The sequence below is a fragment of the Companilactobacillus formosensis genome (assembly GCF_005405305.1).
Classification (GTDB): domain Bacteria; phylum Bacillota; class Bacilli; order Lactobacillales; family Lactobacillaceae; genus Companilactobacillus; species Companilactobacillus formosensis.
This window is the reverse complement of the sequence record NZ_BJDU01000001.1, coordinates 1-26,392: the sequence shown is the minus strand read 5'-3', so window position 1 is coordinate 26,392 and position 26,392 is coordinate 1. Positions and strand designations below refer to the sequence as shown.

The 26,392-nt window shown below is 35.0% G+C and carries 26 protein-coding genes; 9 read left to right on the top strand and 17 right to left on the bottom strand.

Features of this window, described 5'->3' with window-relative positions; translation table 11 throughout:
- The first annotated feature begins 388 nt into the window (after positions 1 to 388).
- The 4 genes from FFM65_RS00130 to FFM65_RS00115 all read left to right on the top strand — a co-directional run bounded on the left by FFM65_RS00130 (position 389) and on the right by FFM65_RS00115 (position 4,821).
- Positions 389 to 1,516, top strand: coding sequence for a 5-methyltetrahydropteroyltriglutamate--homocysteine S-methyltransferase (locus tag FFM65_RS00130; protein WP_119317091.1), 1,128 nt, complete (start codon positions 389 to 391; stop codon positions 1,514 to 1,516).
- Positions 1,517 to 1,743: 227 nt separating this feature from the next.
- Positions 1,744 to 2,127, top strand: coding sequence for a YxeA family protein (locus FFM65_RS00125; RefSeq protein ID WP_119317090.1), 384 nt, complete (start codon positions 1,744 to 1,746; stop codon positions 2,125 to 2,127).
- Between the two features lie 100 nt (positions 2,128 to 2,227).
- Entirely contained in the window at positions 2,228 to 3,568 is a 1,341-nt protein-coding gene (locus tag FFM65_RS00120) for a DHA2 family efflux MFS transporter permease subunit (RefSeq protein ID WP_174795660.1), read from the top strand.
- Positions 3,569 to 3,684: 116 nt separating this feature from the next.
- The gene (locus tag FFM65_RS00115; RefSeq protein WP_119317088.1) at positions 3,685 to 4,821 is read left to right on the top strand and encodes a GGDEF domain-containing protein; all 1,137 of its coding nucleotides are present in this window, start codon (positions 3,685 to 3,687) and stop codon (positions 4,819 to 4,821) included.
- Positions 4,822 to 4,865: 44 nt separating this feature from the next.
- Here FFM65_RS00115 and FFM65_RS12245 read toward each other — a convergent pair whose 3' ends face one another.
- The 10 genes from FFM65_RS12245 to FFM65_RS00070 form a co-directional block, all read right to left on the bottom strand.
- Positions 4,866 to 5,000, bottom strand: coding sequence for a hypothetical protein (locus FFM65_RS12245; protein ID WP_255311455.1), 135 nt, complete (start codon positions 4,998 to 5,000; stop codon positions 4,866 to 4,868).
- 184 nt (positions 5,001 to 5,184) lie between these two features.
- Positions 5,185 to 6,648 carry an MFS transporter gene (locus FFM65_RS00110; protein ID WP_119317087.1) on the bottom strand — a complete coding sequence of 488 codons (1,464 nt, stop codon included), beginning with the start codon at positions 6,646 to 6,648 and terminating at the stop codon, positions 5,185 to 5,187.
- A gap of 122 nt (positions 6,649 to 6,770) precedes the next feature.
- On the bottom strand, positions 6,771 to 7,628 hold the full coding sequence (locus FFM65_RS00105) for a metallophosphoesterase (RefSeq protein ID WP_119317086.1): 858 nt from the start codon (positions 7,626 to 7,628) through the stop codon (positions 6,771 to 6,773).
- A 3-nt stretch (positions 7,629 to 7,631) separates the two neighbouring features.
- Positions 7,632 to 8,480 carry a histidinol-phosphatase HisJ gene (hisJ, locus tag FFM65_RS00100; RefSeq protein WP_119317085.1) on the bottom strand — a complete coding sequence of 283 codons (849 nt, stop codon included), beginning with the start codon at positions 8,478 to 8,480 and terminating at the stop codon, positions 7,632 to 7,634.
- Positions 8,477 to 9,484, bottom strand: a complete 1,008-nt coding sequence (locus FFM65_RS00095; RefSeq protein WP_119317084.1) for an ABC transporter ATP-binding protein — start codon at positions 9,482 to 9,484, stop codon at positions 8,477 to 8,479. Before FFM65_RS00095 ends, hisJ begins: the two co-directional genes overlap by 4 nt.
- A gap of 4 nt (positions 9,485 to 9,488) precedes the next feature.
- Entirely contained in the window at positions 9,489 to 10,265 is a 777-nt protein-coding gene (locus tag FFM65_RS00090; protein ID WP_119317083.1) for an ABC transporter permease, read from the bottom strand.
- Position 10,266: 1 nt separating this feature from the next.
- On the bottom strand, positions 10,267 to 11,103 hold the full coding sequence (locus FFM65_RS00085; protein WP_119317082.1) for an ABC transporter permease: 837 nt from the start codon (positions 11,101 to 11,103) through the stop codon (positions 10,267 to 10,269).
- 6 nt (positions 11,104 to 11,109) lie between these two features.
- Complete coding sequence (locus FFM65_RS00080; protein ID WP_174795656.1) at positions 11,110 to 12,186, bottom strand: ABC transporter substrate-binding protein; 1,077 nt, start codon at positions 12,184 to 12,186, stop codon at positions 11,110 to 11,112.
- 261 nt (positions 12,187 to 12,447) lie between these two features.
- Positions 12,448 to 13,377, bottom strand: a complete 930-nt coding sequence (locus FFM65_RS00075) for a DUF7916 family protein (RefSeq protein WP_119317080.1) — start codon at positions 13,375 to 13,377, stop codon at positions 12,448 to 12,450.
- Positions 13,378 to 13,463: 86 nt separating this feature from the next.
- Positions 13,464 to 14,108 (bottom strand): SDR family oxidoreductase, encoded by a 645-nt coding sequence (locus tag FFM65_RS00070; RefSeq protein WP_119317079.1) that lies wholly within the window; start codon positions 14,106 to 14,108, stop codon positions 13,464 to 13,466.
- Positions 14,109 to 14,323: 215 nt separating this feature from the next.
- Here FFM65_RS00070 and FFM65_RS00065 point away from each other — a divergent pair, with 215 nt between their 5' ends.
- From FFM65_RS00065 to FFM65_RS00050, 4 genes are all read left to right on the top strand, one after another.
- Positions 14,324 to 14,746 (top strand): MarR family winged helix-turn-helix transcriptional regulator, encoded by a 423-nt coding sequence (locus tag FFM65_RS00065; protein WP_119317078.1) that lies wholly within the window; start codon positions 14,324 to 14,326, stop codon positions 14,744 to 14,746.
- A 12-nt stretch (positions 14,747 to 14,758) separates the two neighbouring features.
- Positions 14,759 to 15,700, top strand: coding sequence for a nucleoside hydrolase (locus FFM65_RS00060; protein ID WP_059074449.1), 942 nt, complete (start codon positions 14,759 to 14,761; stop codon positions 15,698 to 15,700).
- Positions 15,701 to 15,801: 101 nt separating this feature from the next.
- Entirely contained in the window at positions 15,802 to 16,848 is a 1,047-nt protein-coding gene (locus FFM65_RS00055; protein ID WP_119317077.1) for a hypothetical protein, read from the top strand.
- Positions 16,849 to 17,150: 302 nt separating this feature from the next.
- Complete coding sequence (locus tag FFM65_RS00050; RefSeq protein ID WP_119317075.1) at positions 17,151 to 18,302, top strand: MFS transporter; 1,152 nt, start codon at positions 17,151 to 17,153, stop codon at positions 18,300 to 18,302.
- Between the two features lie 139 nt (positions 18,303 to 18,441).
- Here the strand turns inward: FFM65_RS00050 and FFM65_RS00045 are convergent, their stop codons facing one another.
- Both FFM65_RS00045 and FFM65_RS00035 read right to left on the bottom strand, forming a co-directional pair.
- Positions 18,442 to 18,795, bottom strand: a complete 354-nt coding sequence (locus tag FFM65_RS00045; protein WP_119317074.1) for a type II toxin-antitoxin system PemK/MazF family toxin — start codon at positions 18,793 to 18,795, stop codon at positions 18,442 to 18,444.
- A 509-nt stretch (positions 18,796 to 19,304) separates the two neighbouring features.
- Positions 19,305 to 19,790, bottom strand: coding sequence for a hypothetical protein (locus tag FFM65_RS00035; protein WP_119317073.1), 486 nt, complete (start codon positions 19,788 to 19,790; stop codon positions 19,305 to 19,307).
- Positions 19,791 to 19,938: 148 nt separating this feature from the next.
- Here FFM65_RS00035 and FFM65_RS00030 point away from each other — a divergent pair, with 148 nt between their 5' ends.
- Positions 19,939 to 20,448, top strand: coding sequence for a TetR/AcrR family transcriptional regulator (locus tag FFM65_RS00030; protein WP_119317072.1), 510 nt, complete (start codon positions 19,939 to 19,941; stop codon positions 20,446 to 20,448).
- A 52-nt stretch (positions 20,449 to 20,500) separates the two neighbouring features.
- Here the strand turns inward: FFM65_RS00030 and argD are convergent, their stop codons facing one another.
- From argD to FFM65_RS00005, 5 genes are all read right to left on the bottom strand, one after another.
- Positions 20,501 to 21,628 carry an acetylornithine transaminase gene (gene argD, locus FFM65_RS00025; protein WP_119317071.1) on the bottom strand — a complete coding sequence of 376 codons (1,128 nt, stop codon included), beginning with the start codon at positions 21,626 to 21,628 and terminating at the stop codon, positions 20,501 to 20,503.
- A 19-nt stretch (positions 21,629 to 21,647) separates the two neighbouring features.
- On the bottom strand, positions 21,648 to 22,391 hold the full coding sequence (gene argB, locus FFM65_RS00020) for an acetylglutamate kinase (protein ID WP_119317070.1): 744 nt from the start codon (positions 22,389 to 22,391) through the stop codon (positions 21,648 to 21,650).
- 16 nt (positions 22,392 to 22,407) lie between these two features.
- The gene (gene argJ, locus FFM65_RS00015; RefSeq protein WP_119317069.1) at positions 22,408 to 23,631 is read right to left on the bottom strand and encodes a bifunctional glutamate N-acetyltransferase/amino-acid acetyltransferase ArgJ; all 1,224 of its coding nucleotides are present in this window, start codon (positions 23,629 to 23,631) and stop codon (positions 22,408 to 22,410) included.
- A 17-nt stretch (positions 23,632 to 23,648) separates the two neighbouring features.
- Positions 23,649 to 24,671 (bottom strand): N-acetyl-gamma-glutamyl-phosphate reductase, encoded by a 1,023-nt coding sequence (gene argC, locus FFM65_RS00010; protein ID WP_119317068.1) that lies wholly within the window; start codon positions 24,669 to 24,671, stop codon positions 23,649 to 23,651.
- A gap of 207 nt (positions 24,672 to 24,878) precedes the next feature.
- Positions 24,879 to 26,186: an SLAP domain-containing protein gene (locus FFM65_RS00005; RefSeq protein WP_162897854.1), complete on the bottom strand. Its 1,308-nt coding sequence runs from the start codon at positions 26,184 to 26,186 to the stop codon at positions 24,879 to 24,881.
- Positions 26,187 to 26,392 lie beyond the last annotated feature (206 nt).

Here is a 26,392-nt window from a genome sequence, read left to right as displayed (position 1 = left end):
AGTTTAACTGAAGATGAGCTTGGAGTCTTACCTAGGTGCAAGCCAAAGGTACGCAAGGATGCGATATCATCCCGGACATGTTAGTGTCGTTGAGGTATTTTGTGTAAGCAAAGTATAAATTAGGGTGGTATCACGGGAAATCGTCCCTACAATTCAGATTTAGGTCTGTTTTGTAGGGGCGATTTTTTTACTGTCTCTTTGCAGCTATGCTGCTTAGAGACAGTTATGGGGAAGCTTTAGCTTCCGTATTCCTTGAACTTGCAGCATGCTGCTTAGAGACAGTTATGGGGAAGCTTTAGCTTCCGTATTCCTTGAGTCTTTACACCCCTAACTCTTTTCACTACCACCAACTAAAAATTAAATAAGCAATTTCAGGAGGAAAAACAATATGACAGTAAAAACAGCAAATAAAATCGGATTCCAACACGTAGGAAGTTTTCTTAGACCAGAAGAATTAAAACAAGCACGTAAAGATTTCAATAACAAAAAAATCTCTCAAGCAGAACTTACAGCTGTTGAAGACAAGGCCATCAAAGACTTAGTCGACAAAGAAGTAAAGGTTGGCTTGGATTACGCTACAGATGGTGAATTCCGCCGTTCATACTGGCATCTCGATTTCTTCTGGGGCTTTGAAGGTATCGATCACATTCATTACGGCGAAGGTTATCATTTTGCTCACGAAGAAACTCGTGACGACACAGCTATCCTTTCTGGAAAAATCAAATTTAACAAAGATACTCACCCATTCATTAAACATTTCGATTATTTGAAGTCATTGACTGATAACTTGGATATCGAACCTAAGCAAACTATCCCTGCTCCATCACAACTTTATATCGAACTAATTCGTGGAACTAATGACGATAAGATCAAAGAATTTTATCCTAATATCGAAGATCTTTATTCAGATATCGAACAAGCTTATCATGATGCCATCTTGGCCTTTTACGATGAAGGTGCACGAGTAATCCAATTAGACGACTGTTCATGGGGACTATTCTTAGACGACAGTTTCCTTTCAACTCCTGATGGACAAGCATATGCTAACTCCGGTATTCAAGATATCTTGTTAAACCTTAACAACAAAGCTATCGAAGACTTACCCGAAGATTTAACTATCAACACACACGTCTGTCGTGGTAACTATCATTCAGATTTTGCCTTCTCCGGCGGTTATGGTCCCGTTGCTGACACACTCTTTGCTAAAGAGAATGTCGATACTTACTTCCTCGAATACGACTCAAAGCGTGCTGGTGGTTTTGAACCTCTAGCTAAGGTTTCCGGTAATAAAAAAGTTGTTTTAGGTCTTTTGACTACTAAATCTGGTGAACTAGAAGATCGTCAAGACATCATCAACCGTATTAAAGAAGCTAGTCAATATTTGCCACTAGACCGTCTCTGGTTATCAACTCAATGTGGCTTCGCATCAACAGAAGAAGGCAACGTTTTGACCGAAGATCAAGAATGGGCTAAATTAAAGCTCGTTAAGTCAATTCAAGATGAAATCTGGGGTTAATAATTATTGATAACGCTTTCATAAGCAACTATAATATAGATAGAAAGAATAGTTACTGGAGGTGTTTGACTATGATGGAATTAATTGCCAAATTATTCAACAAGATTGTAGACTACACCCTTAACTTCGATTGGTGGTAAGCTTACAAATCTGTAAGAGTAATATAAGTGAATCAAATGTCTTAAAAAGCAAAAAACTCTTAAGATACTTTTCAGGAGGTAATTCAAATGAGAAGTTTTTTGAGAGTTTTTTTGTTAGGCTTTTTTCTATTAGCAATTGGGTATTTCGGAGCTTGTATAGGTCTCAAGGACAATACGAGCGCAGCAGGCCAAGCATTCAACAAAATTAATATTTTGGTTAAAGAAGAACCACGTTATGTCAAAATCGATAATGCCAAAGCAGTTGATGAGGATGGTTATGGTAATTACAACTACACCTTAACTAGTTATGATCAAAAAGGACAAGAACATCCCATCAAATTCACTGGTATGGGTAAATTAAAACAAGATCATTACTTGAAATTAACCACTAAGGGTACTTATGTCATCACGTATCAAGAAGCCTTTGAACAAAATATTCCACATAATGTTTATGAAAAACTAAACAAATAGCGTTTGACCAGCCTAGTCTAAATAACTAAAATAAATAAGTTACTACTTTTAGATTAGGAGCACTAAATTGTCAAAACAAATTAAGAAATCACTATTCATCATGGTCTTCGGGACCTTCTTCGGTGTTTTGTGCTCTACTTTGATGAACACAGCTCTACCTACTTTTATGCGTGTCTTCAACGTCAACTCCTCTACTGTACAATGGTTGACGAACGGCTACACGTTGGTCAATGCAATCATGATTCCAACGAGTGCCTATTTTATTAAGAAATTTTCTTTTCGGCATCTATTTATTGCTTTTAGCTCAATTTTTTTAGTCGGAACAATACTGGGAGCAATTGCCAACACCTTTATGCTAGTTATCATCGGTAGAATGATTCAAGCTATCGGAACTGGAATGATGATGCCCTTAGTTAATGTTCTAGCAATGCAATATACTACCAGAGACAAACAAGGAGCTGTTATGGGAATTATTGGTTTAGCCTTTAACTTCTCTCCTATTATTGGTCCAACTTTGTCAGGCGTGATTTTACAGTACTTCCCTTGGCAATACTTATTCATTTTGATCTTGCCGTTTATCATTGCCGTCGTCTTATTGTCGATTTTCCAATTGCCACAAGTTGAAACGAGTGAAAATCCCAAATTCGACGTACCAAGTTTGATCACCATCAGTTTAGGATTACTCTTCCTATTAACTGGTTTCTCAAACATTGGTCAATCTCGATTCCTATCTTTCAATGTTTTAGGATTCACAGTCATCGGCTTAATTCTAATTGCTATTTTCTCAATCATGGAAAACAAAGCCGACAGTCCAATTATCAATTTTGAAATTTTTAAGCATTCACAATTTTCAGTCGCTACAACAATTAATATGTTGATTGTTTTAACTATGTACGGCAACACGATTTTACTACCACTGATGATCCAGAACATTTTACACAAGAGTCCTTTGATTTCCGGCTTAGCACTGTTACCAGGTGCCGTTTTAACTGGCTTCATGTCACCCGTCAGTGGTCGTCTATTCGACAAATATCCAATTAAGCGTATCGTTGTTACCGGTGTTCTAATTGACTGTTTTGGTACCTTTATGCAAGCGGTGATTGACGTTAATGCATCAGTCTTAATGTTGACGTTAGGGCAAATGATCCGCCAATTAGGTTTAGTCTTAATCTTGATTCCTATTCAAACTCAAGCTTTAAGTTCTTTACCTAAGAAATATCTGTCCGATGGTGTAGCAACTTTCAATACCCTTAGACAAATTGCCGCTTCCTTTGGAACAGCGATTATCATTGCGGTTATCACAATGGCCGATAAAATCATCACTGGAAGTACAATTAACCAATCCGTCGGTATTCAAGCAGGTTTTCTAGCTTGTTTAGGATTCTTGATTGTAGCACTAATTTTGACATTTAAATTACACCGTCCTGAAGCTGTAGACTAAAAATATCCTATAAGGAGATAAAACTCTTTATAGGATATTTTGTTTGGTTTGACTGTTAATTTTCTATGTAAATACAATTATAATTGTTATATATATCACAGAGGAGGAATTAATATTTGTTAACTAGTTCATTTCTAGATGTATCTTCGTTATTACCGAGTTTGTTTTATATCCTAGGAGCCTTTTTAGTTTTCCAAGTATTATTCTCCGGTATCAAGGTCATTCTCAACAAGATGGCGATTCATTACGATCCTTATTCTTTAAGAGCCGCTTTGGGTGTCATTTATATCATGTCGCTCCTGTTCTATATGGAAATAACCGCTACGAGCGCACAGCATTCCTGGATCTATATTAATTTCGAATTGATTTCAGTCATCTTCTATACAGTGATTCTCAGTGCCAACAAACACTATTATTACTACTTCTTCCCTTTAATATTGTTAGCATTCATGATTTTAAATTCAGCGCTGACGAGTTGGGAATCTTGGTGTCTATCATTTGATCTGATCATCTTTTATCAAGCTTTGAACTATATTAAAAATCACACCAAAAATAAATTTCCGTTCTTTAAATACTTAATTGCTAGTGTCATCTTTGGATCTCTCTATTGGTTCTTCGCCAAAATTAAATTTAACATCAATAATCCTATGTTTATTCACCAACTAACTTCATTATTCGTTATGGAATTATTTACAATTGGATACATAGCTGTCTTGTTCTCTGACTTAGAATCACGAGCCTCCTTGTTCAGAGATGCTACTCATGATCGACTCACGCATGCCTTTAATTACGATGCCTTTGACATTGATCTTCGAGCTATCTTCAAAGAGGACAGCCAGCCTGATACCAAATTTACCATGATGATGTTTGACATCGATCACTTCAAGAACATCAATGATACTTACGGTCATTTAGCTGGTGATGCGGTTTTAAAAGAAGTCGTTCAAATCGTTCAAAATGTACTCAAACAAAGTGATCTTAAAATTAAGTTATACCGAACTGGGGGCGAAGAATTTAACGTCATCTTCCCTAATTACAAAGTTGAAGAAACGACTGATATTGTTAACAAAATCTTCTCAGCTATCAATTCAACAACAATACACTTCAAAGAAAAAGACATTAACATCACTGCTTCATTTGGAGTTTCAGAAATTAGTCCCCACGATGTTTCAATGACTGATTTCTATTCACGTGTCGATAAAGCTTTATATCATTCAAAAAGAACTGGTCGAAACAAGATCACGACCGTATAAAAAAAGAGCTAACGGATTTTCCGTCAGCTCTTATTTATTACTAATTATTTTGATTCTTTTGTTTCGCGGCTCTTCAAGAAGTCAAGAACAGCTTGTGTGTTAGCGCGTTTTTCTGCACCATTTTTTTGGTTTACAGGACGGCGGTGGCCAGTCATACCTTTATGTGTATTTTGTGACATCTAAAAAACCCTCCTTCCCGTTATTACATTTAACTTATTTTATTAACCCTATTATTATAAGAGAATCAGTTATATTTTTCAACCTCAAATTTACATTCATGGCATAAAAAAAACTAATCAATTACCATCTTGATCAGTTCTTTTTTGTATCAATTGTTTTTTACTGAAAAACTCTGCGACTAGTCTATTCAGTTACAGTATTTTCACCTTTTTCAGGAGAAGTTTCTGCTTGTTTGGAACTTACTGTTTCTTTAACCTTATTGTGCACACGGAATGCCAATAAGAATCCAAAAACAGCTAATACTAATGTAAACACAAATCCATAGTGAGCGCCATTAGTAAATGCTATTTTTGCAGAATGTCCACCATTTGCAAAGTAAGTATTTTGACCAGTGCTCAAAAGAATTGTGGCGATACCTGTAGCAACCGCACCAATAACTTGTTGGAAAGTATTGATAATAGCTGAACCATCAGCTGATTGATAGGCATCTAGTGAATTTAAACCATAAGTTTGTGATGGTGACATGGCAAGTGGAACACCAATCATCAAAACAATGTGGGCTGCAATGATGTAACCAATAGAACTGTTTTGATTACTGAATAAGAACATTGCGGAACCAATAATTGAAATCAAGAAGCCAAGACGTGACATCATCTTAGCACCGATTTTATCGTAAGCACGACCGGCACCAAATGAAACAACGGCGTTGATGACTCCACCTGGCAACATAATTATACCTGTCAAAGCAACGGCGACACCTAAACCATTTTGAAGGTACATTGGCAATAGGTACATTGCTGAAAGTGTGATACCAAAGTTGATCATTACTAGAACAGAACCAGTAACGAATTCAGGTTTCTTTAGAACTGTAAAGTCCAAAGTTGGAACATTTGCATGAAGTTGTTGTCTGATATAAACAACCAAGAAAATCAAACCAATTACTAAAGCAATCAAAGCGACTGCCATGTTTGAACTTAAGGAGCTAATACCAAAGACAATCAAGCCAAAACTAATTGTTGAAAGAATAATTGCTAGCCAATCAACTTTTGGTTTTGTAACTTCAAAGACGTTTGTTAGATTCTTTTCCATGATGGCCCATCCAATCAACAAGAAGATGATGAATGACCAGAAAATAAATCTCCATGACAAAGCGCCCAAAATAATACCAGAAATTGTAGGTCCAATGGCAGGAGCAAACATAATAACTAATGCTGCCATACCAAGAGCTCCACCCAATTTATTAGGTGGGAATATTCTCATAGCAATTGAGAACATTAATGGCAAAATGATACCAGTAGCGATACCTTGAATCATTCTACCGACTAAAAGCATTGGGAAACTAACGGCAATAGCTGAAATAACTGAACCAATGATGAAATCCCAAAGTCCAAATCTAACTAATCCCCTAGTTGAGAAGTGTTTAGTCAATAAACTTGAAAGTGGCAAGACAATCGCAATTACTAGCATATAACCAGTAACTAACCATTGTGCAGTACCTGTTTCAATATTAAAAGCTTTCATAATAGATGGAAGAGCGATGTTTAGTGATGTTTCACTGAACATACCAACGAATCCACCGATCAGAACACCCATCAATGCAAGTAACGGATGAAGAGGTTTTGTATTAATTCTTTGAGTTTTACTCATATTTACCTCCGTTTTGTTACAACAATAGGTTAATATACCAGAAAAAAATTAATTTGGTAAGTTTTTTCTGAAATTTTTCTCTGCTTTTCAAATGAGTTAACTCAATATTTCTTTAAAAGAAACTAGAAATTAATAATTTTACGTTCCACTTTATCTGCGTATAAATCAATCTTCAAAACGCCACGTGGCAAGTCACCATAAGTATTATAGCCAGTAACATTTCCATAATTTAATTGCACTCCTTGGTGTTGCACTGAAAAGTTATTATCATGATCATGTCCGGCGTAGAGAGCCTTAATCTTATTAACCATTAGGATTTCATAAAATAAGCCAGAATTGATATTAGCTGGACAAGGTTTTTCATTGTAAGTGTCCGTTACTGATGACTTTTCTACAGCTAAATATTCTGGTAAAGGAATGTGCATAAAGCCTAAATCAAAACTACTTTGATTACAGTCTCGAGCAATTTCAGCATACCAATTAATTTGATGTCTACCAATAGCAGCATATTGACTAATTTGAGGATCTTTATAATAATCTCCACTATCCCAAACATACAAGACATTGACCAACTTATCTGTTTGTTTATTGAAAATTTGCAAGGTATAGTTTTCACGATCATCAACGATATAACTGTTATGACGATCCGCTAGATTATGTAAATTCTCTTCAAACTCACGCAAATACTTTCTACTAAATGTACCTTCAGTATCATGATTTCCATAAGTAATTGCGACCGGAACATCAAACTGATTTAGCAAATCATACAATTCCCGCAGACTTTTTCTTGGCTCAAGGTTTTCTTTCCCCCAGATCAAATCTCCAGTAATCATAATTAAATCAAATTTATTATCAGTTAATACTTGCTTAATTCCTTGCAAAGTCTTCAAATCAGCTTCATTTAAGGGATATTCTCCCAGATGAATATCAGTTAATTGACAAATTTTAAATGGTTGTCCATTTTCAACATATAACGCCATTTTTTAATCTCCCATATTTAAAAAATTTTGATAACCTTGGTCTACATCCTTTGAAGAATGTGCATCAGCACCATAAACTAATTTAATTTTTTTTGCTTGAGCTAACCTGATCACTTCCCAATAGGGCGAAGGTTCTCGTTGACTCTCTCGATTCATTCCTGACATATTACAGTCAAGCATTTCTTGATTTTCTTGAATCGTATCTAAAATCTCTTCTATTAAGTGTTTCGTAGTTTCATTTTCCCAAACTATTCCCGGAGCAAAATCTTGAATCCATTTGCGATATAACGTTATGTGACCGTAACGAATTGGTTTGTATTTGTTATCCCATTGAACAGCTTTTAAGATTGTACTCAAGTATGCATTAGCCACTCCAACCGGTGTTTGATATTCCTTTAATACACCGTTACAAAAGTCTCTATAACTGTCATCCACTGCACGCAATCCTTCTCTAGTTGGTAGGAAATGAACAGAAAGAATCGCGTCATCGATATGTTCGTTGTACTTTTGTAACATTGTTGCGGTCCAATCTTCAAATTGTTCAAAGAAGTCTACTTCAAAACCAATTAATATTTTGATAAATTGTGAATACTTATTTTTTAAATGCTCCATTTTATCAAAATATTGTGGCAAGTCATCCATGCTCATCGCTGCTGTTTCGATTGCATGTCTTGATCCAGAAACTTGCTCATAAAACATCGGTGACATTGGAAAATGTTCCGTTATCGTATAAGTCTTAAACCCAGCCTTAATAGCTCGCTTAATAAAAAATTCTGTATCTTCTTTTGATCCATGCGGACAAAATTCAGTATGCGTGTGCCCGTTCCAAGTCTTGACATCAAAGTCTTTCATTTATTCTCCACCTGGTAAATATTTTTTTGATTGATAGAAATTTCTGAAACATCTCCTGGTTGTAAAGGTTGTAGTTGGTTTAAAGCTTCAATTTTCAAATCAATGCCATTAACAACAAAAACATATTGAATTCTGTTTCCAAGATTTACAGCTGATTTAATTTTCCCACGACATTGGATACCTTCATGTTCTTGTCCAATTCTAATTGATTCCGGACGAATGAGATATTTGCTGTCTTCTATTAATCCATCAATACCAACCATTTTTAATTCAGCACCAGTTAATAAATTATGTTCTCCAATAAATGTTGCCATGAATTCATTACTAGGTTTTTGATAAATTTCATAAGGTGAACCTTCTTGTTGTATCTTACCTTCGGAAATAACAACTACATTATCCGCAATTGCCATGGCTTCAGCTTGATCATGGGTAACAAAAATCATCGTAATACCTAATTTTTGTTGGTACTCCTTGATTTGATCACGCAATTCTACTCGAATTTTGGCATCCAAAGCACTCAAAGGTTCATCCAATAATAGTAGTTTTGGTTTCATAATCATCGAACGAGCAATTGCTACACGTTGTTTTTGACCACCTGATAAATCATCAGGATATTGATCTGTCTTTTTGCTCAAATTAACTAAAGATAACATCTCTTGAACACGCTGTTTTACTTCAGTTTTGGCAACTTTTTGAGCGTGCAAACCATAAGCCACGTTATCAAAAACTGTCATATTTGGAAACAATGCATAAGACTGGAAAATAACTCCAATATTACGCTTATTAATAGGCAATTGAGAAATGTCCTTTCCGTCTAACAAAATTGTTCCCGTAGCATTTTTGTTTAAACCCGAAATAGATCTTAATACAGTCGTTTTTCCACTACCACTAGGTCCCAAAAAAACTGTTATTGCATTTTCTGGAATCGATAGATTTAAATCGTCAATCACGATATTATTCTCAAATTTTACTTGAAGATTCTCTATTTTTAAAAATTCACTCATGAAATTAACCTTTCCTTGCCTTACGAGTTGTTCTAATCAAAATCAATGACAAAATACTCAACATAATAAAGTAGATGATCGTCAATACGCTACCCGCATTACCGTTGACTTGCATTAAACGATACATGTGGATTTTCAAAGTAACGTAGTTGCCACCTAAGAAAAGATTAGTCAAAACGAAGTCTCCAAAACCAGTTGCAAACAACAGCAAAGTGGCGATCGTTAAACCAGTTTTAATATTAGGTAAAACAACTTTTAAAAACGACTTTACTGGACCATATCCTAATAACTGTGATTGTTCAAACATTGACCTGAAATCTTTAGAGATGAAAACATTAGATAAACTTTGATAAACCAGTGGCAGACTCATCACTGACAAAACTAAGAATAAAATAACGATTTTAGGAATTGGCAATTCACCATATAGTTTGATCAACCCCGTTACTAAGATGATTCCCGGAATGATAAATGGCAACATTGTCACAAAACGCATCTTTGATTTTAATTTTTTGTTATAAACACTTAAATAAAAAGTAATTGGAACAAAAATCGATAATCCTATAATGGTCGTGACTATTGATAAGAACAATGAACGTAAGATAACCATTAAGAAATCCATATTGCCAATCAACTGTACGTACCACTTGAAGGTCCAACCTTCTGGCAACAATGTATCGACCCATGAAGAAGATAGTGAGTATAACAAAGTTGCCAAAATCGGTAGTAGTAAATAAATGAAAATAACTATCAAAATAGCTTTTGGTAATCTTTTACTGAGCATTTTATCCCTCCACAGATGTCTTTTTCTTAACTATGAAATTACCGAAAATCACTAAAGCGACCATTGCTAAACCGAAAACAACTGATAAAGCACAAGCTAGTGGGATATTTGATTCTAATTCTCCACCAATCAATGAACCGATAATTGTTGAAATCAAAGTAATCTTATTTCCTGTTAATGCAAAAGCCGTCTCGTAAGTACCCATTGCATTAGCAAATAAAATAATCAAAGTTTCAATCAAACCTGGCACTAAAATTGGATAAATAACTTTCTTAGTGAAAAACCAATTATTCGCACCTAAAGTATCGGAAGCCTCTTTCCAGCTTTTATCAATTTCTTCAAACGTTGGGTATAAGAACAACATCCCCAAAGGAATTTCAAAAAAGGAATAAGCGACAATCAATCCGGCCCAAGAATACAAGTTAAATGAACCTGTCAGATTAAAATTGATAGCTTTAGAAATGGCATGAACTACTCCAGAATTACCCAATAAAATAATGAGTGAAAATGCCAACGGAACTCCGGCAAAACTAGATGCCAAATTCAGTACCGTCACGAGTGATTCCTTAGCTGATCTTGAAATTTTCGTTAAAGCCCAAGCACCGACCACAGCAATCAATTCACTAACTAAAGCTGCTGTCATTGAAAGTATCAAACTGTTGGTAATAGCTTTACGATAGTATACATTGGAAAAAAGTTCCTTGTAATTCATCATTCCAAAAGCTCCATTTTCCGTCGTAAAACTTGAATAGATCATAACCATAATTGGAAAAATCAGTACTAAACAAATCAGTAATACAAACAATAATAAGAATCTATTTTTGAGACTAAACTTCATTAGTAATTACCCCTTACTTTGAACTTCTGATTGCCACAATTGACCAATCTTCAAAGTTGTTTTATTCCAAACTTCATTATCTTTAACATGATAAATATTCTTGTAAGCACTGTCTGGCAATAATTTTGATTTAACATCATCTGGCAATTTAACATTTTCACGGATAGGACGAGCGTATCCTTTCGCCAAGTTGATTTGTCCTTCATCAGAAAGAATGTAGTCACGTGCTAATCGAGCTGAATATGGATGTGGTGCATTCTTATTGATAATTTGTGAGTAACCACTCATAACACTACCTTCAGATGGAATAGTTACTTCATAACGATTTTCATCAATCAAATGACGGTAATTTAAGGCATTGAAGTCCCACATAACAGCAACGTCAACTTCACCCTTTTTCAAGTTTTGAACGTTAGCTTCAACAGTTGATAGGCGATGCTTCTTGTTCAAATCAGCAAAATATTTCAAACCTGGTTTAATGTTTGATTCATCACCACCCATAGTAGTTGCAGCAGCTAAAATTGCATACTGACTTTGAGCACCACCAGTTGGGTCACCGATAGAAACTTTGTAATTCCCCTTCTTTAAATCAGCCCATGATTTAGGAGCATCGCTAGCTTTGACATTCTTCTTATCTGTGATAAAAACAATTGTTCCTGTATAACCAGTTGACCAATAACCTTCTTTATCCTTGGCCCAGTTAGGGATATCCTTCCAATATTGACCTTTATACTTGGCTAGAACGCCTTTTGATTTGGCTGTTGGTGCAACATTCATTCCCACATCACCAATATCAGCTGTTCCCTTTGTGCCTTCAGTTTTGAATTTTTGAATTTCTTCAGCACTATTCATGTCAGTATCCGATTGCTTGATCCCGTATTTACTCTTAAGATCTTTCCATGTACCGATCCAGTTAGCCCAAGTATCTGGCATACCAACTGAAGCTAACTTGCCTTCTTTTTTGGCTTGTTTTTCAATAGTTCCCCAATCATTTGAGATATTAGCCTGTTTAGTATTTGAGCACCCCACCAAAGCAGTAATAAAAAGTAAAACCAAACTTGATAAAATAATCTTCTTTTTCATCATCATTCCTCCGTGACAAAAAATTTAGCAGAGGGTTATGTATTTTTTGTATACAATTCTTAGTCCGTTTTATTTTGATATTATGAATTTATCATGTATATTATTATTTTTATATGAGCTTTTTTCAAAAATATGACTAATTCTTCACATAATCTATTCCTTTCTTTGTCCAAAAAGAAAATATATAAATAAATGATATTTATTTATTTTTAAAACAAAATAAATAAGGCATCTGTTTTCAGAAAAACAGATGCCTTTTACTTATCGATTAATTGAACGTGACATTCTCACAATTGCATGACGTTCACCACGAATTGCCTTACTTAGAGCATAGATGTTTTCAATTGGTGACTGAATTCCCCAAGCTGCATCACCTATATGCTGAATATCTACACCACAAACTTTGTTTCTAATAGCAATATTTTGAATAAAGCTACTACCTGAACCTTCTTGACTTGTACCGATTGTACTCATTACTAAAGCTCCTGATTGATGAACTAATTTGACAATTTTTTTCAATTCAGTTTCATCAAAACCTGGAACAGTCCCCACTGCTGGAACTAAGATTACATCCGCTCCTGCTTCGAGAAATTGTTCAACAGCTTCTTCACTAACTACAGCTTCATCAACACCAGCACCATGCATCTTCCCAGCAATTACTAAACCTGAGAAGACCTTTTTGGCGGTAACGATGTTCTTAGCAATTTGCTCATTCGTAACACCAGTACCAGGATTTCCTGTCAAAACAACGAAATTAAAGCCTAATTTTTCAGCTTCTTGCAGTGTTCTTTCACTAGCCATTCGTCCTTCTGGAATTTCTAAACGATCCTCCAACATATCGGCATTAGGGTCAACTGGTTCAAGGTTTACGCCAATTGGTCGACCAACTAATTTTTGCAATTTTTTAATCGTTTCGCCATCGTTATGAACTTTTGCTGTGGCAAGTGTTCCTTCCCCTTCATAAAGTCCCAAAATCAAAGGATTAAAGACATCAAAAACATTCAACAAAATCATATCTGCTCCAAAAGCCGCCGCCATTTCTGAAGTTGTGATGCCATCCAAAGGCTCATGAACAACAACATTTTCACTCAAAACAACCCGCCCTTCGCTGGCTTTGATGCTTTGTTTCAATTCTTTTCCATTCATCTTCAACATTTCACTAGAATTAGCACTAATTAATCTTTTAACCATTTATTTTCTCCTTCTTGCAATCGGTTTCAATTTAAACTTTAGCATAAAAAAAGAAGCTTCGCTTTATAACGACGCTTCTAAATTAATTAATACCAAGCTGGTTTGTCTCCATCAGTATTAGGTTTATTAACACCAATTGATTCACGGCTATATTTATCAGGATCTTGAGCAATATCAACTACGATTTGAGCAATTGATCTCCTTGAAACTTCAGTACCCTTAAATGAATCACCCTTTTGAGTAACTTCGTAATCAACTTCGGGTTTGTCAGTTAACCAAGCTGGACGAATAATCGTGTAATCCAAATCTGAATTTTCGATAACTTTGGCAGCTGCAGCATAGTTAGTGATGTAATCGCCTAAGACTTTCTTATTCCATTCACCAAATTTTCCGGGTACTTCATCATAAATACCTAATGTTGAAATCCAAACTAAACGAGTCTTCTTTTCCGCATGCATGGCTTCAACAACAGCACGTGCTTGTGTTTCGATATTATCGCCAGCTAAATTAGCATATACCATGTCAACATCTTTCATAGCATCGGCTAGGTTATTTGCATCAGTAGCATCGCCTTCGACAGCTTCAGCTAAAGTATGAGAATCCGCGAAATCTCTCAAACGTTCAGCGTGTCTGAGATACAACTTTAAGTCTGTATCTGTTGTATCAACAAAAATATGTTCTGCTAAGCGGGCAATCTTTCCGTTAGCACCTAAAATTAAAACTTTAGCCATTAATTTTTCCCCCTGTGTTAGTTTCTATAATCCAATATAAGAGAGTTTTTCAATTAATACAAAGAATGTTTCTCGTAATCCAAGCAATTTTTATAAAATTTAAAATAAAATGACAATAAGTAAATTTTTGTGAATTAATCTACAAGCTAGGTCTCAGAAACTATTACATGATGTTATAATTATTCCGTAACACAATGCTCTAAGGAGGGTGTTTTATGACGGGTGATGTGGCTCATTTACTTAAGGTTGCATCGAATGAAATTTCTCGAGAGATCAATACTTTTGCTCACAAATATGGTCTGACTGGAACTCAAGTACAAATAATTCACTATTTGTCTAACAACCATCAAGAACATATTTATCAAAAGAATATCGAACAAGAATTTAACATTCGACGCTCCACGGCGACTAATATTTTGAAGACTATGGAAAAAAACGACTTAATATTGCGTCGCTCGGTTCAAAATGATTCACGCTTAAAACGAATCGTATTGTCCGACAAATCCAAAGCCATGCAAGATTCAATTGAAAATTTCATGGATCAAAATGATCAGATGATTCTTTCGACCTTAGGTACTTTGGAAAGACATAGTTTCGTACACGCCTTGAAAAAAATTCCCCAAAAATTAAAAAAGTGAGGTAAGGATTTAATGACAAAAGTAATTATGGATTGTGATCCTGGTATTGATGATGCGATTGCTCTAACAGTTTTGCTTGCACATCCCGAAAAAGCTGATTTGATTGGCGTAACTACCGTTGGTGGTAACGTTCAACTAGACTACGTTACTCAAAATGCTCAAAAACTATTGACCTTCTTAGGTTCTCACGCTGAACTAGCAGCCGGTCAAGCTACTCCACTAGTTAAGGAAATTCAAACAGCTAGCCACGTTCACGGTAAGACTGGTATGGATGGATATGACTTCCCAGAAAACAGTCTTGACTATCCTATCAAGAGTCATAACGCCGTTACATACATGTATGACAAGATTATCAACAGTGATGAAAAAATAAACCTTGTCGCTACAGCCCCATTGACTAACGTAGCATTACTTTTGAAGACTTTCCCAGATGTTAAAGAGAACATTGAACACATTTACATCATGGGTGGCTCAACACTTCAAGGTAACATCACTTTAGCTGCTGAATTCAATGCTTACGTTGATCCTGAAGCTATGGACATCGTCTTCAATTCTGGTTTACCAATTACTTTATCTGGCTTGAACCTAACTGAAAACAAAGCTTATGTGACAATGGATGAAATTTCAAAGATCAAAGACCTTGGACATGTCGGCGTTATGGCCAGTTCAATTCTTGATATTTATGCCGGTCACGAAAGCTCAATCGGTATGACTAAAATTCCAATCCACGATGCTTGTGCTGTTATTAGTTTGATTGCCCCAGAACTATTTACAAAGAGCACTAACTATTCAATGGATGTTTCATTAACTAACGACCAATATCGTGGTATGACTTATCCAGATCGTCGTGTTGACTCAGAAAAGAAGAACAGTATTAAAGTTCTTGAAGATGTTGACCGTGAAGCTTTCGTTAAGTTCATCTTCGATTCAATCGCTAGTTACGACAAAAAATAAATAGATAAATTAACCTCACTAGATAATTTCTGGTGAGGTTTTTTTGATGAAACAGATTATAATAATAAAGGGATTTTAATATATATAGGGAGCGTATTATCATGAAGCAAAAATTATATTTGCCTTTATTTGTTATTTTGTCATTCTTATTAATACTATCTGGCTGTTCCAATCAATCTGCTCCATCGACAACCAAACAAACTCGAATTACTAAAACAACAAAAAAGAAATTTGAGTCCGATGTTCCAACCGAATTAGTCGGTAATTACGGTCGATATGTAAATGCTTATGGAGACCCTAACTCTTTCTTTACTATTGTAGTAAAGAAAAACAAAATAACTATTAATCAAGGTGAAGGAACAATTCTAAGAGACATCACCTCTAAAGAAATTTCTAAAAATACTTTTATGGTTAAAGCAACGGAAAAATTTGGCAGCAAAATGTATTTAAAATTAAAATATAAAACAAAAAATGGACAAAAATATTTAAGCCTTTACAATGCTGATAATAAGGATAATTTACAAAGTTATAAGCAAATCAAAGCCAACAAAAGTAATTTAAAATGGTACAAATCATATAGTAAAAAACAATTTGATACATTAACTAGCCCTACAAAAGAATCTAAAGATGAACAAAATAATACTTCACAACAATCCATAGAACACTTCAAAAATAAAGTTTATAGAAGCTCAAATACCTCTACAGAATTTATTTATATTTCTGACAATTCATTTTCTTTACTAAACGTACGAATGAATGGATTTGAATATGATGTTTCTGACATTATGAATCCAAATTATTCAGTCCATAATAATATAATCACTATTTCTGGAAATCCAGCTGATGAAAACCACTCATTTTATGGTGAAAATGGGTCTACAGTAAATCTGACAATAGTTTCTCAAAATAGTTTAAAAGATAATAAGACTAATATAACTTACAATCTTTTTGATGGAACTAAAGATCAATTAATCCAACAAATAAATGATGAACATGGCTACCCAGTCGATTTTTCTAAAAATTCAAACTCTTCAGATACTGATAATTCTTCAGATGATGATTTTTCAGACCAAGATTCACCAGACCAAGATCCATCAAATAATGAAAATGATGATCAACAATATTTTGACAATGAAGATTCCTATTAAGCGCATAAAAAACGCTAAAAGCTCTATCTAGTCCGGAATAGCAAAGAAAATTGGCTCAGATGTGAAATTATTCTTAGCAATTTATTGCTTAGAATAAGACCGAGCTTGAAGACTTTGCCCGTACTTGGGCTTAGCAAAGGCTTCAAGTCGTGTCCACATCGTTCCAGCCAAATTTTCTTTGCTATGGAGGACGGAATATTATTACTAATCAAATTTCTGAAAATCAAAACCAATTTTACAAAAAGTGATTCATGGTTGTATAGTTTATAGAGTTATATATATCTTGAAAGCGATGGATTTTTATGAAAACTAAACTATACACCCCGAACGTCACTCTAGTCTTAATTGCTAGTTTCTTCTATATGATGTCCTCGATGCTGATTACGCCAATTATTGCAGAATTCACCCAGAATATTGGTGCTACTAGTGCTATCGCAGGATTAATCGCCGGTATTATGAACATCACTTCACTGTTATTACGACCAATTGCCGGTAATCTAACCGATCGAATTTCCAAATACAAATTAACTATGATTGGTGCTTCTTTTTTACTACTAGCTAACCTTGGCTATGGTTTAACTACTAATTTAGTTATTATTACTGCTTTAAGAATCATTAACGGTCTAGGTTACACGCTTTGTTCCGTTTGTATGTCGACTTGGATTGCCGATTTACTGCCACCTAACCGTGTCGGTGCCGGTATGGGAATTTACGGTTTAGCCAACGCTTTAGGAATGGCCTGTGGCCCTGCTATTAGTATCTCCCTATACAAACACGTCAGTCACCAATCATCATTTTGGTTAGCTGCTTTCTGCAGTTTACTGCTGATAATAATCATTCAATTTGTCAGCAACCATGGTTTACCAACGAAATCTACTAAACCTACAACCAAAAAACATTTACAAATCGTTCAACCTAAAGTAGTACCAATTTCAATAATCTTGTTGCTATTTTCATTACCATATTTTGCCACTCAAACTTACCTAGTTAGTTACATTGCCCAAAGACATTTCTCTGTTTCAGCAGGGATATTCTTTCCAATTTATGCAATTATCTTGCTAGTTTTGCGATTGTCAATGCGCGATCTTTTTGATAGAGTTCCATTCAAAACCTTTATTAAAATCAGCTTGATTGGAAACTTAGTTGGATTATTAGGATTAACTCACTTAACTAATTGGTTCTTCCTCATTATTAGTACCTTAGGTCTAGCGGTTGGATATGGATTGATGTTCTCAATTTGCCAGGCTAAAGCTTTAATGGTAGTTTCACCTCACGAACATGGGATTGCGAACAGTACCTTCTATATCGGTGTCGACTTAGGAATGTCCTTGGGTCCAATTACTGGTGGTTTGATCAGTGATTTCTTGCCAATTTCGTGGTTCTACCCAATGATGATGATTACTTTGCCTTTAATCATTTTAGTTTATTGGTCAAACAAAAAATTGTTGGCATAAAAATGGGATTGTGACATAAATCTTCGAAAGTAAATATCCATTTAATCGATTGGTAGCATTTTTATAAATAATAGGCGAGAAAACACATCCTTAAAAGAACGTGTTTTCTCGCCCAAGTTTCATAAAACGCAAGCTTTACCTAATCATTATTAAATTGAACAACTAATTGTATCTTGTTTTGAACTTCCTCTCTTAAGTCCGTTGGTAGTTGCTCCACAAATTGCCAATTTCTGTTGATGTAATCAAAAAATTTTAACTGCTCAGTATAAATCGTGCCATCCATCTTAGTTCGTTTATCTAAATGTACATGTAAAGGATAATCTTTTCCATTGAACTTACCATGTGATATAGGGACAACCCATACAAAAGGAGAAGTAGCCATCAGCTGATTATTGCTAACAACTACAGCAGGTCTCCTTTTTTGTATTTCAGCTCCAGCAGATGGATCGAAATCAATGTAAATAATTTCTCCATTTTTAGGCATATTTACCATAATTCTTCCCCTACTGGTTTTGTATTTTCCCAGTCATCCAAATCATGCGCACGCTGATAGCTTCCATGCCAATCTTTAAATAAGCTGTCTAAACTAGTTGCCATTTTTTTTGAGGGTTTAAGAATTAATTCACCATTATCTTTTTTTCAACTTTATACTGAGTTCCGGGCGCTACAGCTAGGTTGCTCGGAATTGTAACAACAATAGAGTTTCCTTGCTTTCGAGCTTTTACATATTTTTCCATAGGCCTATCCTCCATTTCAAAGTCTTACTAGATTATAGCGTTGGTGAATACACATGTGAATACATATGTGAATACATATGCATTTTGAGACAAAAATAAAAAAGCCTTTTTTAAAAGCTATGTAAAGTTATCGCAAAATATCAAAAAATAGTATTAATGTCTTTTTATTTTCTTATGGGCAACGAAAAAAGCTTCGACGAATTTTTTTAAATTCATCGAAGCTTTTCTAGTCAAAAGGACTTTTTTGTCACAATCTCATTTTTTATTATTTTCTTCTAAAAGCTTCAGGATATAATTTTATAATTATAAGAGTTCTTACCGTGAAATAAACAAAGAAGTATGCAACCATATGCCATATAGATATATTAACTTTGAATAAAATACTTAATATTAAGGTAAACAATATTTTCCCAATAAAGAAAGCTGACCACAACAAGATATACTCTTTTTCATGCCAAATATAATAATCATCATTGATCATCTTAATCTGCTTTTTATTTCCTAGCGTAATACCTTTAGCTACGGCTATAATAAGCACAACAATTAAGTCTATGTTACTCCAAAATGGACCTAATCCACTATAAGTTTTAGTTAATGCCCAAAATAATATAATTACCATCAAGATGAAATGGATTGGTTTAATTTTCTTTTTACGTAGACCGCCAAACATGACGAATCCTAAATAGCAAATATAAATAACAGCTCCCACAATTAATTGATAGAATGGGAGTGATAAGTTAGTAAAATTCATATATTTTCTCCTATTTTTGCAACAATGTTTCATAAGCAATGTTTGAAAGTATATGATATATATATTTACTAAACAATCAACAATTAGTATGCTGTGTTGTTTTAAACAACATATTTCTAAATATGATGCATAAAAAGGAAAAATATTTATGGATATTAGAAGAAGATATACTCGAAAAGTTATCAATCAAACTTTTTTCTCACTTTTAAAAAAACGAGACATAGATAAAGTTACAGTATCTGAAATTTGCAAAGAATGTAATATAAATCGTTCTACTTTTTATCGTAATTATCATGATATTTATGATATTGTCGATCAATTTTTTCAAGAAATAACTACGGAAATATTGAAATCCTTTTCTGCCGATGATTTATCTATGAATCAGAAATTCAATTTAGTTTTTTCAAGTCTTTCTGAACACAAGGATACTTTTATGCTTTTAAAGAAGAAAGGACTCTTGAAAAGACTAAATTCACCCATATTTAGTGCAACTAATCATGCATTTGGAGATAATTTTTCCTCTTCAGAATGGTATTTCTTATTTTATGGTTTTTCGGGTCTGCTTAAATATTGGTTTGATCAAGATATGAATGTTTCAGTTTCAGAAATGTCTAAAATATCAATGGACTTATTTTCTAAATTTATTTCAACAAAATAAAAAATGTTCCTAACATTACTAGATACAATCTAATAACGTTAAGAACATTTTTTTATAGAATCGACTTAATTATCTCAAGCCCTTCATCTAATTTTTCTTCATTCATCACTAGTGGTGGCAACAATCTCAAAGTATTGTGCTTAGCCGAAAGTGTCAATAGTCCCTTTTGGTGTAATTGAATAATCACATCATTAACTGGCACACTTTCATCTAAATGAATACCAATCATGAAGCCCAAACCAGTCACATCACTTACTTTATCCAAGGGTTTGATTTCAGTATTTAATTTATCCCAAAGATGTTCTGATTTCTTCTGAACTGCATCCAAAAATTCTGGTGTTAATTGTTCCAAAACTCCTTTAGCAGCTGCCATTGCAATCTTATTGCCACCAAAAGTAGTTCCATGACTTCCGGGTCCAAAGGCAGAAGCTAATTTCTTATTACCAATCATCGCTCCAATTGGCATTCCGTTACCTAGAGCTTTAGCAGAAGTAATAATATCGGGCTTTAAACCAAATTGTTCAAAGGCAAATTTAGAACCTGTCCGGCCAATTCCGGTTTGAACTTCATCAATAATCAACAAAACGCCGTTATCATGACAAGCTTGTTGAATATCGGTCAACCACTTTTTATCAGCTACGAAAACGCCGCCTTCACCTTGAATAACTTCTAAAATAACGGCCGCTAAGTTATTGTCAATCAAATCTAGCGCTTTGTTATCGTTATAGTCAGCAAATAATACATCTGGTACTAATGGAGCGAAGCCTTGTTGAATATCTGGATTTCCGGTCAATGACATTGAGCCATAAGTCCGTCCGTGAAAACCATTATTAAAAGCTAAGACAGTTGATTTACCTGTGTATTTACGTGCTAACTTGAAAGCCGCTTCGTTAGCTTCAGTACCAGAATTGCAAAAGAAAGCCAATTGATCATCATTACATAAAAGACCCGCTACATCATCTTGTATTTGGCTCTCGTACAAATTAGAAATATGCCAAACTTTTTGTAACTGCGTTTGAACATTTTCTTGAATAATTTCATTACTATAACCAAAGCTGCAAACACCGATGCCACTAGTAAAATCTAAATATTTATTATCGTGATTATCAGTTAAATATACGTCGTCTCCTTTTACCAAATCAAATGGAAAACGTGCGTATGTTGGGAATACATGTTCCATGAATCTTTCCTCCAAATTATTATTTTTCCACGTATTGGAACTGCGTTCCAGGTCGTCCTAAATCATTAGTAATAAAAGTCTGATGGACACCGTTTTTCAAAGCTGCAAACGAAGCCTTGATTTTAGGCATCATCCCTGACTTAATAATATGTTGCTGAAATAATTCATCGGCAAATGTTTCGGTCAATTCAGGTACCACTTCTCCAGATTTCAAAACACCAGGAACATCTGTTAACAACACCAATGACTCTGCATTCAATTGACTGGCAATCGTGGCAGCAGCTGTATCAGCATTTACATTTAACCAATTTCCGTTTTGCGTTTGTGCAAGTGGGGCCAAAATACCGATTTTATCCTGCATTTCTTGCAAAAGCCAGGCAACATTAATCTTTGTGATTTTTCCTACTTCACCATATTCAGACTGATTTAAATATTTTCCTTCTAGCAAATGATTATCACTAGCATTCAAACCTATTACAGGTAATCCAAAATCTGCTATGCTTTGACACAATTTGGGCTGAACTAATCCTAATAAAACAGCTTTAGTAACATCCAAAGTTTCTGGATCAGTTACTCTCACACCATTAATTTTTTCAACATCTAGATGTAATTTGTCACTCCATTTGGAAATTTGTGGTCCACCACCATGAATAATCAAAACTTGCTTACCTTCATGCCACCAAGTTTGAATTTGCTTAAAAAATGTCAACGGTAACTTATTGCTAGCATTACCACCTATTTTTACTACAATTATCTTCTTCATCTTTTTACCTCGTATTTTAGCTTCTGTATGTGGCATTAATACGGACGTAATTGTAAGTTAAATCGCAACCCCAAGCTTGTCCGGTGGCAGTTCCAGAATTTAGATCAACTAAAACGGTAATCTTTTTATCAGTTAAAGCTTCTTTCATTACCGTTTCGTCAAAATCAGCACTGTGGCTGTTATCTACCAATGGTAAATCGTTCAACCAAACACTCGTATGCTCAACATCGACGACAGCATCTGTTTGACCAATGGCGGCAATGATACGACCCCAATTAGCATCTTCACCAAAAATTGCTGCTTTGACCAAATTAGAACCAACGATAGCTTTAGCAACTTTTTGAGCATCAGCGTGAGTTGCCGCATGTTCAACATTGACTTCAACTAACTTAGTTGAACCTTCACCATCTTCAGCAATATCTTGAGCCAATTTAGTTAAAACGGCGTTATAAGCAGCGTTGAATTTTTCAAAATTTTCACCATCGTCAATAGAAATTGGTGTATTATCAGCCATTCCGTTTGCAAGAGTGACGACCATATCATTAGTTGAAGTATCGCCATCGACGGTAATTTGATTAAAAGTTTTATCAACTTGTTGACTGAGGATTGGTTGGAGTTGTCCGTCAGCAATTTTAGCATCAGTCACAACGAAACCTAACATTGTGGCCATTTTCGGATGAATCATTCCTGAACCTTTGCAAAATCCACTGATAGTAACATTTTTGCCATCAATTTCAATTTGAGTGGTAATAGTTTTAGGATGTGTGTCCGTGGTTAAAATTGCTTCAGTAACTAAATCGTTATCGAGTAATTCCAGTTGAGAAACTCCTTTTTGAATCAAATCCATTGGTAAATTTTCACCAATCACACCAGTTGAGGCGACTCCAACTAGATTAGCGTCAATTCCCATTTTGTCGGCTGCCAATTTTTGCATCTTTTTGGCATCTATCATCCCTTGTTCACCAGTAACGGAATTGGCAACGGCTGTATTCATGACCATTCCTTGCAAGAGATGATCTTGATTGATAGTTTGTTTCGTCAACTTGGTTGGAGCAGCTTGAAATTGATTAGTTGTATAAGTACCAGCGGCTTGAGCAGGTATTTCTGAGTACAACCAGCCCATATCTTTTTTGTTAGGATTTTTGCGCAATCCTACATGAACACCGTCAGCTTTATAGCCTTTAGGCCAAGTAAAAGGTACTTCTTGATAAGTTTTTGTTTCTTCTAAAAATGATTGCATAAAAAAATCCTCCTAATTTAAGGTAGAACTGGAATTAAATCCAATCCTGCATCTGGTTGAAATTCAAACATTTGGTTAAAGTTTTGAATTGCTTGTCCAGCTGCACCTTTTAGGAGGTTATCAATTACACTGACTATTACGATTTGATGGGTAACAGGGTTTAGTTGATAACCTATGTCACAGAAGTTAGTTCCAATCACTTGTTTAAGATTGGGAAAAATTCCTTCAGTAGCATTTACAAAGGTGTCATCTGAATAAGTCTGGGAAAAAGCTTCTTGAACCTTTTCTTCAGTTACATCTGACTTAGCCTTTGCATAGCAACTGGCCATAATTCCACGTGTCAGTGGTAAAAGTGTTGTTGTGAACTGAATATAAGGTAATTCTTGATCCCATTTTTGTAATTCTTGAACAATTTCAGGAATGTGTTGGTGTTGATTTACCTTATACAGTTGCAGATTTTCATTTGTTTGGCTGAAATGAGTTGATTGACTCAATTTCTTACCGGCGCCGGAAGTACCAGATTTGGCATCCACGACGATTGAAGATGGATCGATTAAATGATATTTAACTAGTGGGGCCAAGGCCAAAATCGTTGCAGTGGCATAGCAGCCAGGGTTGGCAACGTATTTAGAACCCTTTGAACTAGTAAAATCAGCTAATCCATAATGTGCTTTGGCGAGATATTCACTCTTAGGAGCGGGCTTTTTGTACCACTTCTCATACACATCAGCTTTGAGTCGAAAGTCACCTGCTAAATCAATTACCGGAAAATCGTTTTCGATAAACGGTTGAGCTAACTTCGTTGTAACTCCAGCTGAGGTAGCGAAAAACACCATGTCATTATTCTTCATGATATCAGCAGAATCATAAGGTAAAATGTTATCTCGTCGTCGTAGTTGTGGTAAAACCTCTTCTAGCGCTTGTGCTACTTTTTGGGAGTGCCCATACAAATTAACTTTATCAACATTGGGATGCCGTAACAGTAATTCATACAAAACACTGCCACTATAGCCGGTGACACCGACAAGACCAACATTCATACTTATCATCCTTTCTGAATCTAGTTTTTTCTACTCGGTAGAAATTAATAGCTAGAATACTCTTGAAGATTAAAAAATACAAGTGTTTTTCTAATAAAGTTATCATTATTCTAATTGAAACTTTTACATGTGAAGCGCTTCCATTGGCTAAACTTAAGCAAAAAAAATATCTTCCAATATTTTAAAAAATCGGAAGATATTTTTAGATTATTTATTAATACTTGTAGCAAATTCTGGTTCGTAATATGAATTAGCTTTCAAATTAAGACCGCTATTCAAAGTTACGTCAGTAATCCAAACCCATTGGTTAGTAGCTACTTGACCCCAATATGAACCATACTTGTTGACAACCAACTTAGAAATCTTCCAAGCTGATCCAGCAGGTAATGTTAAATCATAAGAATTAGTAGCCGTATTGTAAGTTCTAATTTGTTTATTAGCTGTACCAATCAAACCATTGCTTGGTGTAGGAACTGATGAATTAGTATTAGTATTTGTTGTAGTTGAAGTTTGATCAACTAGGTTCATATATGCGACTGAAACATATTCATCTGTAGCGACTTGATAAAATGTTTGCTTGTCGTAATTCAACATCTTTGAACCTAATTTCCATTGAGTACCCTTTGGTAAAGTAGCACCGGTTGGAGTTCCACTACCATTAACTACTGGAGCATTAGTAGCTGTTACACCAACAGAACCAGCAACATTTGGTACATCAGTAATGTAACTACCGTTGTAACCAGTAGCTGGTCCAGAAATTGTAAGGTCAGTATCTTGAATCCATTCGTTAGTGGCTACTTGATAATAGTTTTTGCCATTAACAAATAGTAAATCAGCAATTCTCCACTTGCTGCCTACAGGTAATGTCATTCCAGTAGTATTACCGTTACTGTCAACAATATTAGCAGTATTAGTAATAGTTACTGTCTTACCATATTGAGCATCTGTTGTGATATAAGGGTCGCTGCTTGTCGTTGTGGTAGTTTGTCCAGCAACCGTTACATCTTGAGCATTGATATATTGATTAGTGCTGACTTGATAATAGATCATCTTGTTAGCATGTAATACATTACCAATCTTCCATTGACTACCAGCTGCTAAAGTAGCACCAGTAGTATTTCCATAGGCATCAACAACATTTAAAGTAGTTTTAGCTGTCGCAATTTTACCAGCATCAGGATTTGCTTCTATCCAACGATCTTGTGATTGAGTAGTATCAACTGAATTAGCCGAACCAGTAACATTTCTAACTACAGAAGCTGGAATATATTCGTTAGTTGCGACTTGATAATGAGCGACACCATTAATAGTAACTTGTTGACCTAATTGCCAACTACTACCGCTTGGTAAAGTTTGTCCGGTAGCTTTTCCATTTGCGTCATAAACTGGTGTGGTAACTGAAACAGTTCCGACAGCTGCAGCATCAACATTTTGTGGTAGAACACTGAGTGCTGCTGGAGCTAACATAATAGCTACAGCTGAAGCCGCGATAACTTTTCTAGTTCTATTCTTCATTTTCCCTATCTCCATTTATAGACTCTCTTCTTGTTGCAATTCTATTTTATGAATTATCAATTTTTAAAACAATCCATTCCAGGAATCATTACCAAAACTTTACAATTGTGAACTACATCGGCACTAAAGTACCGAGCTTCTAGGAACATTCCATACTTGCCAACTAGTATTCCAACCAGTCGGTAGAGGCTAGAACTATCTTACTA